Source organism: Microbulbifer taiwanensis (genome assembly GCF_014904815.1).
GTDB classification, from domain to species: Bacteria; Pseudomonadota; Gammaproteobacteria; order Pseudomonadales; family Cellvibrionaceae; genus Microbulbifer; species Microbulbifer taiwanensis.
The window spans coordinates 50,281-68,211 of sequence record NZ_JACZFR010000047.1; the positions used below are offsets into that span (position 1 = coordinate 50,281).

The window sequence follows — 17,931 nt, forward strand, 5'->3', positions numbered from 1 at the left end:
CTGCCACTACTTTCTGGATGCCTTGCATGATGGTTGCCTGGAAGCAGAAGCGGTACAGAATCGTCTCTTTAACCAGGTTTTAGTCACTGCCCCGATCACATGCCTTAAGAGATCAGTGAGCGAGCACCGGCCTCTGCGCCGTTTCCCGCCCCCCGCCGACGGACATGCCGCACAGCCAGCGCAATATATTCACCCGCTGAATTACTGCGTAGCCACCGATACATCCCGCCACCGTCAGCACCAGCAACACCAGCGCCTCTAGCCCGATTGGCAGCACAAAGGGTTTCAGCCACCAGGCGAAGACGATAATCAGTGTCTGGTGCAAAATGTACCAGGGCAGTATGGCCGGGTTGCTGTAGCGCAGCACCGGGCTCGGGCGGTTCAGGTAGCGACCGGCCAAGCCCACCACGCAGAATATCCACGCCCAGTGATTCAGGGCCACCAGGGTGCCGACGATAAGCCGCGTGCCCAGGTGCGCCTCGAGATCGGCCTCCAGGTTCGGGAAGGCGCCGTTGCGTTCGGCCAGTATCAGCAGGTAGCAGGCGACACCCAGGCACAGGAAGACCCGGCGCCGGTCAATCACAAACTGCCACCAGCGCGGCTGCAGCGCGAACAGGTAGCCGAACACGAATACCAGAAAGTAGCGCCCGTGGTTGTACCAGTCGTCCAGCAACGCGTGGGTCGACGGGAAGCGTGCGCGCAGGAACAGCCACACCAGCATCAGCGCGAGTACCACCGCGGCAATGACCACCAGCGGCGGCAGTCGCTGCAAGCCCCCGCCCTGTGCCAGCCGCTGTAGGGGCCCGCTCAATAGCAACAGCAACAGGCTGTACAGCCACAGGTAGGGCAGGAACCAGAGGTGATTCCAGGTCAGCAGGCCGATGGGCGTGTGGTGCCCGGTCAGCAGGTCGGTGCGCGGGTTGATGTACTGGGCCCAGAAGCGGAAGTAGCCCGGCTCTATCAGGTCCTGGCTGAGCGCCTCGAAATACACCTGGGGCACGACTATCACGAACATGCCGAACAGCAGCGGCACCAGCAGGCGCCGGCTACGCAGCCGGGCCAGGTGCAGGCTGTTTGCGGAACCGCCGCCCCGCCGCTGTGCCAGGGCCAGCGCCATCGCCGAGATAAAGAACAGCAGCGACATGCGCCAGGGCGAGGTCAGCATCATCAGGTTCTGCAGCCACACCGAAGTCTGCTCGCTCTTGATATGCCAGCCCCAGTCGGCCACGTAATACATGCCCAGGTGGTACAGAATCAGCACCGCGAATGCCAGGGTGCGCAGCCAGTCGATATCGTATCGACGCTCAGTGCCGGGTTGTGTCATGATTTTGCTCCGTCGTTTTTACGTTGGCGGCATTCTGGCAAAGCAGTGCCCGGCGGGGCGCAAAGGAGGCCATACCGCCCGGTCCCGGGGACAAGCGGTGGCATACGGGGATGAAATTACACCGGATAAGGGAGCGGTGACAGCAGCGAGATGAGCAACGGATACCAGAATCAGGCGATTGAGCGGACGACACCACCGCTCACCCGGTGGATCGAGCGGTTTGACCGGCACCGGACGCTGTACATCTATCTGGCGCTGGCCTCCCATATTTTCATCAGCAACACCATCAATGCGCTTTCGGTCTGGGCAGATCACAACCGCGGCGGCGCTGCCGCTATCCAGTTGTGGGAGCCCTTCGCCTGGGAGTACACCAGTGCCCTCAGCGTCTTCGCCCTTTTTCCATTCCTGCTGCTCGCCTTCCGGCGCAGTCCGCCACGCCTGACCCATATCGGCCGGCAACTCGGCTGGCACCTGCTCGCAACCATCCTCTTTGCCGCGGCCCATGTCTCCCTGATGGTGCTGCTGCGGGAGCTGCTATATGCACTCGACGGCGGCAACTACGACTTCGGGCCCTGGCTGCCGGAGTTCTGGTACGAATACCGCAAGGACGCCTGGGGTTATTTCAGCTACTTCTGCGTCTACCACGTATGCCGCCTGGCCTACGGCCGCCTGAAGGGTGAAGCCAGTCTGATAACGGAAAGTGAACCAGCGGCGGGGGCGGCGACAACACAGACGGTGCCGGAACACTTCCTGGTCAGGAAGCTCGACAAGGAGTTCCTGGTGCGAGTAGCGGATATAGACTGGATCGAATCGGCCGGCAACTATGTCAACCTGCACAGCTGTGGGCGTATCTACCCCCTGCGGGGCACCTTGACCAGTATTGCCGAGCGCCTCGCCCCGGCTGGCTTCAGCCGCATTCACCGCGGGCTGGTGGTCAACCACAACGCCATCGAACATATCAGTCTCCAGTCCAGCGGCGACGGCGAGGTGCAGTTGCGCTGCGGCAAGTTGCTGAACCTGTCGCGCAGCTACCGGGATACTTTCAAGCAGGCGCTGGCCTGACCGGTGCCAGGGTAAAAGGGCGGCCGAATACAGACACCAGCAGGCAGCGTCCGCGGCTTGACCAGCCCCCAGGCAATTCCACGTTTGTGTCCCCGGACTGCCGTCCCGCCTTGCAAACGATAAACATTCTCATTAGTATCCGCACCCTAACACCAACCAGGGGGATACAGGATGTACAGCACATCACCCAATCGCGTTCCGTTTGCCCGCCGGGGTCTCGCCACCGCCATCGTTTGCGCCGCTGCCAGCCCGCTGGCCCTTGCCCAGGCTGCAGAAAACAGCAGTGTCGACAGGCAGGAGCCAATCGAGGAAGTGGTGGTGGTCAGCCGCTACATCACCAATGACCGGCTGGATACCGCTACCGGCCTGGGACTCACGCTCTACGAAACGCCGCAATCCGTGAGTGTGGTCACCGCGCAGCGCATCGCCGACCAGGACCTGGACTCCCTGACCGACGTGGTGAACAACGCAGCCGGCGTGTCCGCCCGGGCCCAGGACAGCACCCGCCACACCTATTCCTCCCGCGGCTTCGCCATCAACAATTACCAGGTCGACGGCATTCCGATTTACTGGCAACCGGGCGGCAACGCCGGCGAAACCCAGTCGGACATGAGCCTGTATGAGCGTGTGGAAATCGTGCGCGGCGCCACCGGCCTGCTCACCGGCGCGGGCAACCCGTCCGCGTCCATCAACCTGGTACGCAAGCACGCCGACAGCAAAGAATTTACCGGTTCACTGGACGTGTCTGCCGGTCGCTGGAATACCTACACCACCACGGCCGATATCAGCACGCCGCTCAATGCGTCCGGCTCGGTGCGCGGCCGCTTCGTCAGTCACTTCCAGGACGGAGAGTCCTTCCGCGACCTGGCGGAAGAGAACAAGACCGTGTTCTACGGCGTGATCGACGCCGACCTCACCGAACAGACACTGTTGCGTGTTGGCGCCAGCCGCCAGGAGAACGAGCCCAGCGCCTCCACCTGGGGCGGACTGCCCACCTGGCACGCGGACGGCAGCCGCACCGACTGGGACCGAAGCAAGACGCTCGCCGCAGACTGGACCTCCTGGTCCTCCACCGTAGAGCACTACTACCTGGATCTGGTGCACGACTTCGGCGACTGGCAGGCCAAGTTCAGCGTCAACAACAACATCAACGCCTCCGACCAGAAGCTGCTCTACCTCTACGGCACACCGGACAGGGAAACCGGCTTGGGTATGGGCGCCTCTCCCCGCAATGCGGCCACCGAGCGCGACCAGACCAGTGTCAGTTTCCAGCTGAGCGGCGCCTACACGCTGCTGGGCCGCGACCACGAATTGACCCTGGGCGTCGTGGACCACAAAGACGACAGCTTTGCGACTTCCCACGCGCGCAGCGAAATTGCCGCTGTGGGCGATTTCAATAAGTGGGATGGCAGCTACCCGCAGCCCACCTGGGGCGAAAACAATGTCGATATCGACCAGACCACCGAGCAGTTCGGCGTTTACGCCGCGACCCGCCTGAGCGTTACCGACGCCTTCAAGGTCATCCTCGGTGGGCGCGTCGCCGACTGGGAACAGAGCGGTCTCTACTACGGCACACCGCAGGAATTCGGCGATGAGGAGGTATTTATTCCCTACGCCGGTGCAGTCTATGCGATCGACGACCAGCACAGTGTCTACGCCAGCTACGCGGAAATTTTCCAGCCGCAGAACCTGCAGGATCGCTACGGCAACTTCCTCGACCCGATTACCGGCAAGAGCAAGGAGCTGGGCCTCAAGAGCCTGTTCTTCGACGGCGCCCTGCAGACCACCGTGTCCGTATTCGACATTTTGCAGGATGACCTGGGTCAGCCCGACGGCAATTTCCCGGTGCCGGGTATCGACAACAGCCAGGCCTATTACGCCGCCGAAGGCGCCGGCAGCCAGGGTTACGAACTGGAAGTGGTGGGCGAGCTGATGCCCGGCTGGGACCTGAGCTTCAGCTACACCAACTTCGACGCGGAAGACGCCAACGGCGAGGCGGTCAACACCAGCCAGCCGAGCGAATTGCTGAAATTCTTCACCACCTACCGCTTCTCCGGGGAGCTGGACGGCCTGACACTGGCCGGCGGTATCAACTGGCAGGGCCGCAACTACACGGATACCACCAACCCGGTCACCGGGCAGCCGGAGCGTCTGCAACAGGATGCCTACAGCCTGGTGAGCCTGATGGCCCGCTATCAGTTCACGGAGCAACTCTCGGGCCAGCTCAATGTGCACAACCTGCTGGACGAGGAGTACTACAGCCAGATCGGTTTCTACAACCAGCTGGAATTTGGTGAGCCGCGCAACTTCACCGCGTCTCTCAACTACCGTTTCTAAGCGGTTCCACTTCCGATCCGGTAAACGGCCCCGACACCCGGGGCCGTTTTCCATCCTTCCCCATTCAATCGAGCTGCAACCATGGGTTTACACGGTTGGCGACTGGTTTCACTGATTGGCGCCGCCCTGCTGGGCGGCTATCTGCTGGCGACCTCTGCAGGAATATTTCTCGGCAGTATCCTGCCCCATTCCCGCAGCGAGGCGACGCTGATCGCTAACCTGCTGAGCTTTGCCATCTACACCGGCGCCATCATCTGGGTATTTCATCTGCGCAAACCGGGCGTCGCCTGGCTGGCTCTTTCCCTGGCCAGCGCCGCGCTGTCGCTCGCCGGCCTGGCACTGAGAGGATAAGGATGGCCACTCAAAATAATACACCCGAACCCAGGGGCGGCTTCCGCCAGACAATGGCCTGGCTGCACACCTGGGCCGGGCTCAGCCTCGGCTGGCTGCTGTTTTTTATGTTCGCAACCGGCACCGCCGGTTATTTCGATACCGAGATCGACCGCTGGATGCAGCCGGAACTGCCGCCGGCACAGATCAACCGGGACAGCCACCGCAGCGCTGCGGTACTGCTGGAAAAGTTGCAGGCGGAAGCGCCGGGGGCCGACCAGTGGCTGCTGTCCCTGCCCACCGATCGCAACCAACCCTACGCCGGTGTTTTCTGGCGCGGTGCCGACATCGAGGCCGGGGCGAGTGCCGCTGGGGGCAGACACCTTGTCGACCTGAACAACGGCGATACCCTGCAGGCCCGCGAAACCGGCGGCGGCCAGAAGCTCTACCAGATGCACTGGCTGTTGCACTACACCAAGCGCGCCTACTCGGATTGGATTATCGGCTTCGCCACCCTGTTTATGCTGGTGGGGCTGATCACCGGCGTGATCATTCACAAAAAGATCTTCAAGGACTTCTTCACTTTCCGGCCGAACAAGGGCCAGCGCTCCTGGCTGGACGCCCACAATGTGCTCAGCGTGATCACCCTGCCCTTCCAGTTGATGATCACCTACTCCGGCCTGATTTTTATGGGCTTTTCCTTTATGCCGCTGGTCGTCGCCGCCCAGTATGGCGCCGACGGCCGCAGCCAGTTTTTTGATGAAGTGTTCAGCCCGCCGGGCCTGGTGGAAAGCGCCGGCGCGCCCGCATCCCTGGCACCATTAACGGGACCGATTGACGAAGCCGAGCGCCGCTGGGGACAGGGGCGTATCCGCAGCATCGATATCCGCCACCCGGGCCACAGCAACGCGCGCATCGTCATCTCAGAGGATACCGGCCGGAGCGTCGCCGCCGGCGCGGGGCGCCTGATCTTCGACGGCGTCAGCGGCGCTCTGCTGCACGATGCACCCTCCGCCTCCTCCACCGCCAAGGGTGTGCGCGATGTGTTCCTCGGCCTGCATGAGGGGCTATTCGCCCCGCCCGCAATGCGCTGGCTGTATTTTTTCTCCGGCCTGCTGGGCACGGGCATGGTGGCCACCGGGTTGATCATCTGGTCCGTCAAGCGCCGCCAGCAGGCCGCCCGGAAAACCGGCAGCGCCCGGCGCGGGCTGGTACTGGTGGAAAAACTCAATGTGGGGACCCTGGCCGGCCTGCCCGCTGGCATCGCCGCCTACTTCTGGGCCAACCGGCTGTTGCCGGCCGATCTGCCGACCCGCGCCGACTGGGAAGCCCACGCCCTCTTCCTTACCTGGCTGGCCCTGCTGATACACGCGGCACTGCGCCCCCGTCAAAGCGCCTGGCGCGAACAGCTCTCCCTGGCCGCGATGGCCTTTGCGGCCATACCGCTGATCAATGCGCTCACGACCGATCGGCACCTGGGGCACAGCCTCGCCTCCGGCGACTGGGTCTTTGCCGGCTTTGACCTGACCCTACTCGTCATAGGGGCACTGTTCGGCTGGGCGGCCTGGTTTGCCGGCCGCGGGGCGCGAAAGGCCCGCAAAGCCCCGGCAACGGTTTCGCCCGCGGCCATCGGAGAGGCATCGTGAGCGCGACCGCAACATCCCTGCCGTCGCTGTGCCTGCTCGCACTGGCCGCATTCGCGAGCCTGTACTTGGCCACACAGCGCCGCAATCTCCGGCTCGTCCGGGACATAGACCTGCCGCGGTGGCACACTCCATTGCGCTGCCTGGGCTGGGGCCTGCTGGCTACTGCCGCCGTCACGGCGGTAATCACTGGCGGCTGGGGCCCGGGACTGGTCGCACTATGTGGTGCACTGACCCTGGCGGCCTTTGTCGTAATCGGCCTGGCTAGCTACAGGCCCGAGGGACTGCTTTTTGTTCTGGCGATGGGATGCACCGGCGGATTCTGGGCTCTGGGAAAAATAGTGGTCAGTGGTATAGGCGCCGGTTAACTGCAGGGGGGCAGGCCAGACGCCAGCAATCAGGCATTCAGTTGCCAGTCAGGTTGAAATTGGTACTCTGCCCCTTCGACTGACTACTCGATACGCAGGCAACTGCGCCGGGCATATCGCATGAACAAGCAACTGCTGTTGATTCAAATCGTGCTCCTGGCAAGCACAGCAGCAGGCTGCAGTCTCGCCCCCTATCAGCCCACCCGGTCCACCAATGAATCCACTCTGCCTGAAACCCAGTCAGCAGAGCGCACAGATACCGACCCGGTAATGGAGCGGATCTACGCTCAGTACCGGGAATGGAAAGGCACCCGGTACGCACTGGGAGGCCTGAGCAAGCGGGGCATCGACTGCTCCGGGCTGGTATATACCACTTTCCGCGATCGGCTTGGCATTCGTCTTCCCCGCACCACCGAGTACCAAGCCAGGGCCGGCAAAGCCATCAAGCGCAGCCAGCTCCGCGCAGGGGATCTGGTGTTTTTCAAAACCAGCCGCAAAGTCAGGCATGTGGGTATCTACCTGGAAGACGACCAGTTTTTTCACGCATCAACTTCAAAAGGCGTAACCATTTCGAGGCTGACCGATTACTATTGGCGGGACAAATACTGGCATGCGAGAAGGCTGGACCTGGATACCTACCCCGCGCCGATGGAAAAATAGCGCCCCATACAGGCTGCGGCGCATGAGATCGGAGGTCCCCCGGCCATGGCGGGCACGCTCCCGGACCAAACAGAATCAAGCAATGAATAATGACGAACTACAGGCCATACTCGGCCTCGACACCGAAGACCGCTTTGAGTATTTCCTCGACCTGGTGGGTGAGGAGAGAGAGGTATGGATACTGGTAAACAGCCAGGAGCACTTCCTGAAACTCCATTCCGACGAGCACGGCGGCTTCGAGTACCTGCCGGTGTGGCCCGCGGCGGAATTCGCCGCGGCCTATGCCGGCGACGACACCGAGCTCAAGCCGAGGAGTATCCCCCTGCCCCAATTCCTGAAACGCTGGCTTCCGGGGCTGGACAGGGATGGTATCGAGATAGGGATATTCCCGGGTGGGGATAAAAGTGTGTGGATCACCGAGCCGTCAGACCTGGAGCAGGATCTCCGCGACGAGCTGTCCCGCTTCTGAAATAACTGCAACGCCCCCTCGACCAGAGGGGGCCAACGCGCAGTCCCTTTTCCTGCAGCCCCCTTTTCCTGAAGCCCCAGGCTATCGCCCCGCGGCCGCGCGCAGCTCTTCATCGAGCCTGTCACTTTCCACCGAGCGCGGCTTGTGGAAGCGCCCCAGCCCCAGGTACACCACCGGTGTCAGGTAGAGCGTAAACAGCGCCGCCAGCCCCAGGCCACCGAACATGACCCAGCCGATGGCGGAGCGCGCCTCGGCGCCGGGGCCGCTACTCAGGATCAGCGGCAGGCCGCCGAGCACGGTGGACAGCATCGTCATGGCAATGGGCCTGAGGCGCACCTGCGCCGCTTCGGTGACCGCATCGTAGACACTGTAACCGCGATCCCGCAGCTGGTCGGCAAACTCCACCAGCAGGATACCGTTCTTGGCCATCAGGCCGATCAGCATGACCAATCCTATCTGCGAGAATATATTGACCGTGGTGTCGGTGAAATACAGGGCGTAAATCGCCGCGGCGAGGCCGAAGGGCACGGTGATCATCACGATGACGGCACTGCTGATACCCTCAAACTGCGCGCACAGCACCAGGAATACCACCAGCGCCGCGATGGCATAGGTCATGGCCACTTCCTGTGAACTCTCTTCGAGGGAATCCGCCTCGCCCAGGAAGACGATGCCGATATCCCCCGGCAGTATTTCCCGGGCCAGCTGGCGCAGGTCATCCACGGCACTGGCCAGCGGGTAGCCGGGCTCCAGGCCCGCACTGATTTCGATGGCGCGACGCTGCCCGTGGCGATCCAGTTCCGCGGCGACACTCTCCTCGCGCAGGGTCACCATGCTCGACAGGGGCAGCAGCGCGCCGCTGTCGCTTTTCACGTAGAGGTTGACCAGGTCTTCCGGGGAAGACACCGTGGTGTTGGCGGTTTCCAGCATGATGGGCACCGCCTGGTCGCCCACATTCAGGTCCACCACGTCGAGCCCGTCGACCACGGTGCGCAGTGTGGTGGCGATATTGTCCAGCGACACGCCCAGGTCCGCCGCGCGGCGGCGGTCGATTTCAATCGACAGCTGAGGCTGGGTGGGGCGATAGCTGATATCCGGCTGGTGGAGATGCGGCAGGCGGTCTTCGATGGCCCGCGCCATCTGTCGGGATGCGGTGTAGATGCGCGCGTAGTCATTACCCACCAGCGCCACCTCGATACCGCCGCCACCGCCGCGCAGGGACAGGCTGTTGGGGCTGCTGACCCGAATACGCGCACCGGGAATGGATTGCAGCGGGCCGAGTATCTCCTCGGTCAGCGCCTGCTGTGAAACGGCGCGCGCATCCCAGGGCGCCAGCGGCAGTGTGACGCGGGCGCGGTTGGGGTCGTAGCGGCCTATCTCGGTGAGAATATCGCTGCCGTCGCCGCGGGCCACCAGGGGCCGCACCACGTCTTCAATATATTCCGCCTGGCGGCGGATATAGTTCTGGCCAACGCCGTCCGGGCCCGTGGCATCCACACGGATCACACCGCGATCTTCCGGGGGCAGCAGCTCCTTGCCCAGTAACAGATAGAGACCGCCCGCCCCCACGGCGAGCAGCATGGCCACGGCAAAACTCAACCAGCCGTGGCGCAGGCAGGCGACCAGACTGCGCTGGTAACCGCCGGCAATGCGCGCGCCTATCCGCGCAAGGCGATCGTACACGGGGTTCTCGCGCGCTGCGCTGTGGTCGCGGGTGATTCTCGCGGTCAGCATGGGCACCAGGGTCAGCGCCACTACCGACGACAGTGCCACCGCCGTCGCCAGTACCAGGCCGAATTCGCGGAACATGCGCCCCGCGGTGCTGGGCAGCAGGGCGATGGGTACAAATACACTCACCAGAACCGCCGTGGTGGCCAGTACGGCGAAGATCACCTGACGCGTGCCCAGTACGGCGGCGGCGCGGGCGCCCAGCCCCTGGCCGCGCAGGCGCTGGATGTTTTCCAGCACCACGATGGCATCATCCACCACCAGACCGGTGGCCAGCACTATGGCCAGCAGCGTGAGGATATTGATGGAAAAACCCATCAGCCAGATACCCGCCAGCGTGCCCACCAGGGCAATGGGGATGGCGGTGCTGGGCACCAGGGTGGTGCGGAGATTGCCGAAGAAGAGCCAGATGGCGGCGATGACGATCAGCACCGTGTAACACAGGCTGGTGACCACCTCTTTCACCGACCCCTTGATAAAGACCGCGCGATCTTCGGTGACGGTGATCGAGAGATTGTCGAATCGCTGGTTGAGGGCCTCGACGGCCCGGCGCACACCGGCGCTGATCTCGATGGTATTGCTCTGCGCCTGGCGCACGACACCCAGGCCGATCACCGGCCGGTCGTTCAGGTAGACCAGCGACTGCACATCTTCCGGACCGAAAGCCACATGGGCGATATCGCCGATGCGCACGTCGCCATCGATAATGATGTCGCGGATCTGCTCCTCAGTCACCGTCGACGCGTCGGTGCGCACCAGCAGTTGCTGGTCTTCGGAATTGAAACTGCCCGAGGGCACGTCCAGCGGCGCCTGCTCGAGCGCATCGGCGACGTCGCTGACGGAGAGCCCGAAGCTCGTCAGGCGCAGTGGGTCCAGCACCACGCGCAACACCCGCTGGCGCTGGCCGTTGATGGGCACATCGGCGACGCCGGATATCGAGATCAGCTCGGGAATGATGTCTTTTTCGATAATGTAAGTGAGTGCTTCGTCGCGCAGGCTGTCGCTGGTGACCGCCAGGTGCATGACAGGCTCTGGCCGGTCGGCCGCCTTGACCACCACCAGCTGTTCCACGTCGTCGGGCAGTTCCCGTTCGGCCTGGCTCACGGCCTCGCGCACGTCGGCCGCGGCGGTGTCCAGGTCTACATTGGAATTGAACTCGATATGGATGCGGAAATTGTTTTCCTCACTGGAGGACTCGATATGGCGAATGCCGGAGACCCGCGCCACGGCCCCCTCGACGATACTCGTCACTTCCGAGTCCATGGTCTCCGGCGATGCGCCGGGCATTTCCCCGCGCACGGACACTATCGGCACATCCACGTCCGGCAGCTCGCGCACCTCCACCGCGCTGAAAGCGGCGATACCGGCGATGGCGATCAACAGGTTCAGCACCAGCACCAGCACCGGTCGGCGGATCGCCATTGAGGCCAGGTCGGCCCGACCGGCCTGCTGCGGGGCGCTGCCTGTGGAACTGTCCGCGGAACTGGCGGCGGTATGCTTGTCACTCATGGCTTACAGCTCCGCAAGGCTGCTGACCGGCAGCCCCTCGCGCATGCGCTGGGTGCCCTCCGTCACCACAGATTGCCCCTCGCCCAGGGGCGAATCCACCAGTATCACCCCCTGCAGGCGCTGCACGACGGTGGCGGGCACCCGCTTCGCCGCGCCCTGCTCCACCGCCCATACAAAGGCACCGTCGTTACCCCACTGCAGTGCCACTTCCGGCACCACCGGATAGCGTCCGGCGACCATGGTCAGGGTGACGCGGAAGCTCATGCCCGGGCGCAGCCGGTCTTCGCTGTTGTCCACCCGCGCGCGCACGGCGAAGGTGCGTGTCCGGGGATCGACACGGCTGTCGATATCCAGCACTTCTCCCCGATGTTCAGGACTGCCGTTGGCCCAGGTGGAAACCGAGACCGCCTGTTGTTCCTCTATCTGCCCGAGAAACAGTTCCGGCACCTGGAAGGTGACCAGCAGGCTGGTGCGATCATCGATGGTGGTAATCGCCGTGGAAGGGGCCACCTGGGCACCGGGGTCTAGATCGGTGATGCCGACAAAACCGTCAAAAGGCGCCTCCACAGAGCGGTAATCCAGTGCCACCCGGGCCCGGTCGAGGTTGAGTCGGGCGCGCTCGACCGCACTGCGCGCGTCGTCCAGCGCGCTCTCGGTAATCGTGCCCGCGCCCTTGGTGCGCTGGTAGCGGCCGTGCAATCGCTCGGCGTCCTGCAACTCGACCCGCGCCAGCTCTAGGGCCAGGCGCTGGTCGCGGTCGTCCAGGCGCACAATGGTCTGGCCGGCCTCGACCCTGTCACCGGTCTTGAAGGCAACCTCCACGACTTCGCCGCTCACCTCCGGGTAGAGCGTCACGCTCTTGCCCGCCCGCGACGTACCCACCGCCTGAATCTGCACCCTGCGCGGCTGCCAGGTCACGGCCTCGGTCACCACCGCCTGCGGCGTGGACACCGAACGCGCCGAAACCGCGCTTTGCTCCGATTCGCAACCGGCGAGGAGGCTCAGGACGGCACAGACAGCGCCAAAGACCGCGCCGCGGCAGAAATGCCCGGATATTACTGCTTTCAAGGTGACTCCAGTCTACTCGAGGTGTCGATGCCAAAGGGGATGCTCCCAAGCTTACTGGTTCGCATTTGCGATTGCTATTGAGCGGGAATGCAAGACGCGTAAAGATATGTAACTTCCATTGCCATGACACTGATAACGCGCTCGATCGGCTCCAGCGCCGAAGTCGCGGCGGCCGACAGCAGGAACAATACATTGCCTCAAAAGTACCTCCGCACTGGCCCCAACCAATCCGGCGGGGGATTGAAAATCACCCTGCTCACACACCAGCGCGAACTCGACCGCAAGACCAATACCGGCGCGCTGGCCCTGCAGCTCTGCGGCGACCTGGTGGAGCGCCGGGTCTGGGCGCGCCGCGAACCGGACCGGGCACTGCTGGACAGCATTGAACGCGGCGAAGCCGCACTGGTTTACCCCACTGCGGAGTCGACACCGGCCCCGCCGGAAGACTTTGCACAGCTGATACTGATCGACGCCACCTGGCAGGAGGCGCGCAAAATCTATAACCACAGCCCCTACCTGCAGACTGCACCCCGCGTGTCCCTCGAATCCGCCGCCTCCAGCTACCGCCTGAGACGCAACCAGCCGGATGGCGGCCTGTGTACCGCCGAGTGCGTGATCGAGATATTGCGCAGCCACGGCGAGGACACTGCGGCGGAGCGGCTGGAAGCGGCCTTTATGGAGTTCAACCTGGACCCCGGACTCAAGGCTGACAAGGGTAGGCATTCACCCGAATAGCCTTCCCTGTACAATACCGCGATACCAATAAAAGCGAGCCGACCATGCGCTGCAAAACCGCTCTGGCACTGCTGCTGGCCTTCTCCTCGATTGCCCAGGCGAAAGAGCTGGCAATCACCTTCGATGATGCACCCAGGTCAGCCAATGGTTTTTTTGATGGCCCCACACGCGCAAAGACGCTGCTGGCAGAGTTGCAGAGGCACAAGATAGCGCAGGTGGCCTTTTTCTCGGTGAGCCAGAAGCTGGACCGGGAGGGCATGCAGCGACTGCAGGCCTACAGCGACGCAGGCCATATCATTGCCAACCACACCCATTCACACCCCGACTTCAACCAGCTGAGCCTGCTGGAATACACGGACAACGTCGACAGAGCCGACGAGCTGCTGAGTGACTTCCCGACTTTCAGGAAGTGGTTCCGCTACCCCTATCTGAGAGAGGGCGATACCCAAGTCAAGCGGGACGGCATGCGGGCGTATCTGCAGGAAAACGGCTACCTCAACGCCTATATCACCCTCAACAACTACGACTGGTATATCGAAACCCTGTTCCAGGAAGCGATCGAAAAGGGGCTGCATGTCGATATGGAAAAACTGAAAACTTTCTATATCGACGTAATCAGTGCGGGCGTAGACTACTACGACCAGCTGGCCGTGACTCACACCGGGCGCTCCCCCAAGCACATTTTACTCTTGCATGAGATGGATATTACCGCCCTATTCGTCGGCGACCTGGCCGATGCACTCAGGTCGAAAGGCTGGCATATCATCACCCCCGAACAGGCCTATACCGATGAGATCGCCGGCTACCGGACACAGGGCGTGATGAAATATAACCCTGGCAGAGTGGGCGAAATCGCCCGCGATAAAGGGCAGAAATCCAGGCTGTGGCACGAAACCCTGGATGAGGGCTACCTGCGCAAACGCTTTAAGGCCGAAGTTTTGGAGGAGAAAGAATCCGCGGAGTTTTGAGCCGCGCCATAGCTTGACTGATTAAGGAGACTACAAATGGAATTCATTATCCTGCTGATCGTAATCGTGGCCGTGCTGGTGCTGCCACTGAAAATGGCCGCGGCGATGCTGGGTGCACGCAATACCGGTGCCTTCCACTGCCTGTTCGCGCTGTTGTTGGCGGTCATTATCCAGCGCTTTGTCGGCGGCCTGATTCCCGGGGTGACCGAGGAATACGGCATGCTGATCACCATACCGCTGGCGGCCATCGCCTATATGCTGGTGCTGGGAACCGGCTTCCTGAAAGCCGTACTGATCGCCATAGTCCAGGGTCTGATACTGATCGGCGCGACCCTGCTGCTGGGCACTTTGCTCGCGGCGGTCTAATCACCCCTTCCCTGCCAATAATTCCAGCATCAAAAAGGAGGCACCCTTGAAAAAAAATCTCATGCTATCGCTCCTGGCACTGCTTCTCGCCGGCACTCTCGCAGGCTGCCACTCCGGCGAGAGTCCAGGCGAGAGTGCAGGCGAACAGGAACGGGGCGGCCAGATTCCGCTGGACTTCCTGCCCGCACTGTATGGGGACTACTTCAAGCTGGATTCCCGGATAGTCGGGCGCCCCTACCATATCTATGTGCGCTTTCCCGAGGGCTACGACGAGACTTCGGACAGGCGTTACCCGGTGATCTACCTGCTCGACGGCGACTCCATGTTCCCTATTCTCGCCGCCAATCATCTGTTCCTGCACTACGATGACCAGATACCCGAGGCGATAGTGGTAGGCGTCGCGTACGGCTCCTTCGATCCCAGCATCAACTATCGAGATGTCGATTTTTCCACAGTGAGTGCCGATAGAGAGCGCAGCGGCGGTGCCAAGAAATTTCATCGTTTTCTCGAGAAAGAACTGCTACCGGAGGTGGAAGATCGCTATCTCACAGACCCGGAAAGACGTATTCTTTACGGACAGAGCCGCGGCGGCTTTATGGTGCTCTACTCTGCGTTCATGTATCCGGATCTGTTCTGGGGCAGAATCGCCGGCAACCCGAGTTTCCTCCCAAACAAGGAACAGTTCTTCGACAAGCCGGCTGAGGCAACCCGCGACGACCTGACTCTGGCTGTCGCCAGTGCGTCGGACGACCGATATCAGATAAAGATAACTTACGCCCTCGACTGGCACGATAGTTGGAAAGAGCGCAGCAACGCCCCCTGGTCAATCAGGTTTTCCACCATACCTGGCGCCACTCACGCGGCCAACAGCACGGACATTTATCGCTTTGGCCTGCGGCAGATTTTCGCTGAGGAAATTCAGTCGGCTCGCGGAATGGCCGCCGAGGAAGCTTCCGCTTCCGCGCACTGAAATAATTCGTTGCGGCCGGCGTATGGCAGGGCGTATGTCCAGTGCGCATCGGGAAGCCAGCCGTTTACTCAAGGAGAGTTCATTGAAAAAGTTACTCGCGCTCCTGTTTTCAGCCGGGTCATTGGTCTCAGTGGCGGAAACCGTCCCATCGATGGCAGAGATCCCCGTCTCAGCTGAGAAGCCCTATGTATTCTTCTACCACGGCGCCATTGCGGAGGGCACCAGGGAAAACCCGGTCTCGGAAAAGTACGGCGAATACGATTTCCGCGGCCTCAAGCGGGCCCTGGATTCGGACGATAACTACCTGATCGCCGAAATCCGCGAGAAGAACGTCAGCGTCGAGAAGCATGCGAAAAAGCTGGCGGAGGTCGTATCAATGCTACTTCGCAAGGGCGTTCCAGCGGAGAATATCAGTCTCGTCGGCTTCTCTCGAGGCGGTGGCATCGTCGCCACGGCGGCCGGCCAACTCGATAATCAGGACATTCGCTACGTCCTGCTGGCCAGCTGCCCAAAGAAGACCGACACCCCACACTGGCCGCCTTTCCGGGGCAGGCTGCTTTCAATGTACGAAAAAGACGACCTGTTGGCGGGCTCCTGTGCCTTTCTCACCGAGGGACCCCGGACGGTGAACGAATTCAAGGAAATTGCACTGGAATCAGGTCTCGGCCACGGCGAGTTCTACCGCCCGCAGGAGCGCTGGCTGGAGCCCGTGCGAGCCTGGATTTCACCAGGCAATTGAAATGCACTTCTCTCGCAACAAATTAGGCGCAAATCTCTTGGAACGGCAGTCACGGTTCCGAGACAGAGTTTGTTACAGCAGCTCAAACAGTAAGCTGCGGTCAATAATCAGCTGATTGCAACAAGGAAAATGCAATATGAATAGGTTCCTTCTCGCCCTTTTGGTCGCACCATTGTCCAACCTCTGCGTTGCGACACCCGAAATAAAAGGCACACCCCAGGACCTGCGCGGCCTCCTTTATCCGACAGCCAACACCGTCACCATCCACGGCAGTGCCGAAGAGAAAGCCTATTCTGACCGCGCCATCGTCAGCCTGGTGGTCACCACCGAGGATAAACAACTGGCCGACGCCATTGCCGGCAACAGCACTTTGCGCGACAAACTGACTCGCGCCCTGAGTGGCGCCGGCATTCCGCAAGAGGACATCAGGAACTCCAAATTCTCTTCCTCCCCCCAGTACAGCTGGCTGGGCAAGGCACCGAGCAGTTACAAAGTCATCAACCGCGTGGCGATCACTATAGAAGAAGAGGGCCAGCTGGAAGCCATAGCCCGCCTGGCCGACCAGAATGAGGAAGTGGAACTGTCGGATACCTCTTTCGAGCATTCGCAGGAACAGGCATTCAACAAGAAAGTAAAATCCCAGGCCCTGGCGCGTATCATGGAGCAGAAGGCGGATTACGAGCAGGTACTGGGCGTAAAACTGAGTCCTATCGGAATCCGCACGAGCAACATAGGCCACCGGGCAACCCGAGGGGCCATGGCTCTGGAGGAGGTGATCGTTACCGGTGCGCGCAGAGCGCGGGATGACTACGCATCGCAATCACTCGAGTCATCGGCACGGGCATCGTCATTTGACGAAATCCAATACGAGGCCGAGTTGTTGGTGGACTTCAAGATCCAGCCATAAGCAACAGCCAGGTGATCATGACCGCCACCGGTCAAATTGGACATAATAACCTGCGCGCCCGTAAGGGCATGCTTCCCGCACACCTATTTACTTGCACCCGGACAGCTAAACCCGCACAGGCACCCCGATATACTCGGTGCCCATTGCCCTTTTTAGCGGCCGCACCATCAACCGCGCCCCGCCCAGGGCCGTATGCGGGTGCAGGTGGGGCTCGAAAGCATCGGTACCCTCGCCGCCGCCCAGCCACTGCTCGACAAATCCCGCATCCGCCGGCGCTATCATCGGAAAGCTCTTCTCGTGAAATTTGGCTGTGTCCGGGTGGGCGGCCAGGGTGATGATGGCACAGCTCAGCAAATCGCCCCAGGTCTTGTAGAGGCCGCAGAAAAAGAAGGGCCGGCCGAAACTGAATTCCACCGGATTGTCGCCGCGCTGGCTCTCCACCCAGGCGGTCGCCGGGATCAGGCAACGGGATTTTCTATACTCGGGGCGCTGGCCCAGCTTCTTCCAGTTGCTGTTGATGGACCAGTACTTTTTGTGGGGCTTCCACTGTCCCCCCACCTTCTCCAGGTATAGATGCCAGATGGCGCTCTCGACCTCCGGAGCCCCGTGACGGGCCGTCACTATACTGACCTGGGAGGTCGGGCGCCGGCGGCGGCCGAAAATCATACGCTGAGGGTGATGGACGCCGTACTCCTCCAGAAAACGCTCGACGCCGGCGTCGTCATTCACATCGAAGACACTGCACAAG

General features: G+C 61.9%; 17 protein-coding genes. 13 read left to right on the plus strand and 4 right to left on the minus strand.

Annotated features, from left to right (window positions below):
* Window positions 1-112: 112 nt before the first annotated feature.
* A complete protein-coding gene (locus IG627_RS16090; protein ID WP_193193474.1) occupies window positions 113-1,324 on the minus strand; it encodes an acyltransferase family protein in 1,212 nt (403 codons plus the stop codon).
* A gap of 150 nt (window positions 1,325-1,474) precedes the next feature.
* Here IG627_RS16090 and IG627_RS16095 point away from each other — a divergent pair, with 150 nt between their 5' ends.
* The 7 genes from IG627_RS16095 to IG627_RS16125 all read left to right on the plus strand — a co-directional run bounded on the left by IG627_RS16095 (window position 1,475) and on the right by IG627_RS16125 (window position 8,193).
* Window positions 1,475-2,386, plus strand: a complete 912-nt coding sequence (locus tag IG627_RS16095) for a LytR/AlgR family response regulator transcription factor (RefSeq protein ID WP_193193476.1) — start codon at window positions 1,475-1,477, stop codon at window positions 2,384-2,386.
* Between the two features lie 171 nt (window positions 2,387-2,557).
* Window positions 2,558-4,723 (plus strand): TonB-dependent siderophore receptor, encoded by a 2,166-nt coding sequence (locus tag IG627_RS16100; RefSeq protein ID WP_193193478.1) that lies wholly within the window; start codon window positions 2,558-2,560, stop codon window positions 4,721-4,723.
* 81 nt (window positions 4,724-4,804) lie between these two features.
* The gene (locus IG627_RS16105) at window positions 4,805-5,074 is read left to right on the plus strand and encodes a hypothetical protein (RefSeq protein WP_193193480.1); all 270 of its coding nucleotides are present in this window, start codon (window positions 4,805-4,807) and stop codon (window positions 5,072-5,074) included.
* A gap of 2 nt (window positions 5,075-5,076) precedes the next feature.
* Window positions 5,077-6,699 carry a PepSY-associated TM helix domain-containing protein gene (locus tag IG627_RS16110; protein WP_193193482.1) on the plus strand — a complete coding sequence of 541 codons (1,623 nt, stop codon included), beginning with the start codon at window positions 5,077-5,079 and terminating at the stop codon, window positions 6,697-6,699.
* The gene (locus IG627_RS16115; RefSeq protein WP_193193484.1) at window positions 6,696-7,064 is read left to right on the plus strand and encodes a DUF3325 domain-containing protein; all 369 of its coding nucleotides are present in this window, start codon (window positions 6,696-6,698) and stop codon (window positions 7,062-7,064) included. Before IG627_RS16110 ends, IG627_RS16115 begins: the two co-directional genes overlap by 4 nt.
* 120 nt (window positions 7,065-7,184) lie before the next feature.
* Window positions 7,185-7,724, plus strand: coding sequence for an NlpC/P60 family protein (locus IG627_RS16120; RefSeq protein WP_193193486.1), 540 nt, complete (start codon window positions 7,185-7,187; stop codon window positions 7,722-7,724).
* Window positions 7,725-7,806: 82 nt separating this feature from the next.
* The gene (locus tag IG627_RS16125; RefSeq protein WP_193193488.1) at window positions 7,807-8,193 is read left to right on the plus strand and encodes a DUF2750 domain-containing protein; all 387 of its coding nucleotides are present in this window, start codon (window positions 7,807-7,809) and stop codon (window positions 8,191-8,193) included.
* Window positions 8,194-8,274: 81 nt separating this feature from the next.
* Here IG627_RS16125 and IG627_RS16130 read toward each other — a convergent pair whose 3' ends face one another.
* Together IG627_RS16130 and IG627_RS16135 are read right to left on the minus strand one after the other, a co-directional pair.
* Window positions 8,275-11,430, minus strand: a complete 3,156-nt coding sequence (locus IG627_RS16130) for an efflux RND transporter permease subunit (RefSeq protein ID WP_193193491.1) — start codon at window positions 11,428-11,430, stop codon at window positions 8,275-8,277.
* A 3-nt stretch (window positions 11,431-11,433) separates the two neighbouring features.
* Entirely contained in the window at window positions 11,434-12,498 is a 1,065-nt protein-coding gene (locus IG627_RS16135; RefSeq protein WP_193193493.1) for an efflux RND transporter periplasmic adaptor subunit, read from the minus strand.
* 123 nt (window positions 12,499-12,621) lie between these two features.
* On the opposite strand from IG627_RS16135, the gene IG627_RS16140 reads away from it, so the two are divergent.
* The 6 genes from IG627_RS16140 (at window position 12,622) to IG627_RS16165 (ending at window position 17,183) form a co-directional block, all read left to right on the plus strand.
* On the plus strand, window positions 12,622-13,233 hold the full coding sequence (locus IG627_RS16140; protein ID WP_226865288.1) for a DTW domain-containing protein: 612 nt from the start codon (window positions 12,622-12,624) through the stop codon (window positions 13,231-13,233).
* A gap of 44 nt (window positions 13,234-13,277) precedes the next feature.
* Window positions 13,278-14,201 (plus strand): polysaccharide deacetylase family protein, encoded by a 924-nt coding sequence (locus tag IG627_RS16145; protein WP_193193495.1) that lies wholly within the window; start codon window positions 13,278-13,280, stop codon window positions 14,199-14,201.
* Window positions 14,202-14,237: 36 nt separating this feature from the next.
* Window positions 14,238-14,567 (plus strand): hypothetical protein, encoded by a 330-nt coding sequence (locus IG627_RS16150; protein WP_193193497.1) that lies wholly within the window; start codon window positions 14,238-14,240, stop codon window positions 14,565-14,567.
* Between the two features lie 46 nt (window positions 14,568-14,613).
* Window positions 14,614-15,537, plus strand: coding sequence for an alpha/beta hydrolase (locus IG627_RS16155; RefSeq protein ID WP_226865290.1), 924 nt, complete (start codon window positions 14,614-14,616; stop codon window positions 15,535-15,537).
* A gap of 34 nt (window positions 15,538-15,571) precedes the next feature.
* The gene (locus IG627_RS16160; RefSeq protein ID WP_193193499.1) at window positions 15,572-16,276 is read left to right on the plus strand and encodes an alpha/beta hydrolase; all 705 of its coding nucleotides are present in this window, start codon (window positions 15,572-15,574) and stop codon (window positions 16,274-16,276) included.
* A 136-nt stretch (window positions 16,277-16,412) separates the two neighbouring features.
* Window positions 16,413-17,183, plus strand: a complete 771-nt coding sequence (locus tag IG627_RS16165; protein WP_193193501.1) for an SIMPL domain-containing protein — start codon at window positions 16,413-16,415, stop codon at window positions 17,181-17,183.
* A 105-nt stretch (window positions 17,184-17,288) separates the two neighbouring features.
* Here IG627_RS16165 and IG627_RS16170 read toward each other — a convergent pair whose 3' ends face one another.
* Window positions 17,289-17,930, minus strand: coding sequence for an SOS response-associated peptidase family protein (locus tag IG627_RS16170; protein ID WP_193193503.1), 642 nt, complete (start codon window positions 17,928-17,930; stop codon window positions 17,289-17,291).
* Window position 17,931 lies beyond the last annotated feature (1 nt).

Coding starts and splice junctions, on each gene's coding strand:
- IG627_RS16140 (WP_226865288.1), top strand. CDS start 12,622: ATGACACTGATAACGCGCTCGATCGGCTCCAGCGCCGAAGTCGCGGCG.
- IG627_RS16095 (WP_193193476.1), top strand. CDS start 1,475: ATGAGCAACGGATACCAGAATCAGGCGATTGAGCGGACGACACCACCG.
- IG627_RS16165 (WP_193193501.1), top strand. CDS start 16,413: ATGAATAGGTTCCTTCTCGCCCTTTTGGTCGCACCATTGTCCAACCTC.
- IG627_RS16130 (WP_193193491.1), bottom strand. CDS start 11,430: ATGAGTGACAAGCATACCGCCGCCAGTTCCGCGGACAGTTCCACAGGC.
- IG627_RS16100 (WP_193193478.1), top strand. CDS start 2,558: ATGTACAGCACATCACCCAATCGCGTTCCGTTTGCCCGCCGGGGTCTC.
- IG627_RS16120 (WP_193193486.1), top strand. CDS start 7,185: ATGAACAAGCAACTGCTGTTGATTCAAATCGTGCTCCTGGCAAGCACA.
- IG627_RS16110 (WP_193193482.1), top strand. CDS start 5,077: ATGGCCACTCAAAATAATACACCCGAACCCAGGGGCGGCTTCCGCCAG.
- IG627_RS16145 (WP_193193495.1), top strand. CDS start 13,278: ATGCGCTGCAAAACCGCTCTGGCACTGCTGCTGGCCTTCTCCTCGATT.
- IG627_RS16105 (WP_193193480.1), top strand. CDS start 4,805: ATGGGTTTACACGGTTGGCGACTGGTTTCACTGATTGGCGCCGCCCTG.
- IG627_RS16125 (WP_193193488.1), top strand. CDS start 7,807: ATGAATAATGACGAACTACAGGCCATACTCGGCCTCGACACCGAAGAC.
- IG627_RS16160 (WP_193193499.1), top strand. CDS start 15,572: ATGTCCAGTGCGCATCGGGAAGCCAGCCGTTTACTCAAGGAGAGTTCA.
- IG627_RS16090 (WP_193193474.1), bottom strand. CDS start 1,324: ATGACACAACCCGGCACTGAGCGTCGATACGATATCGACTGGCTGCGC.
- IG627_RS16150 (WP_193193497.1), top strand. CDS start 14,238: ATGGAATTCATTATCCTGCTGATCGTAATCGTGGCCGTGCTGGTGCTG.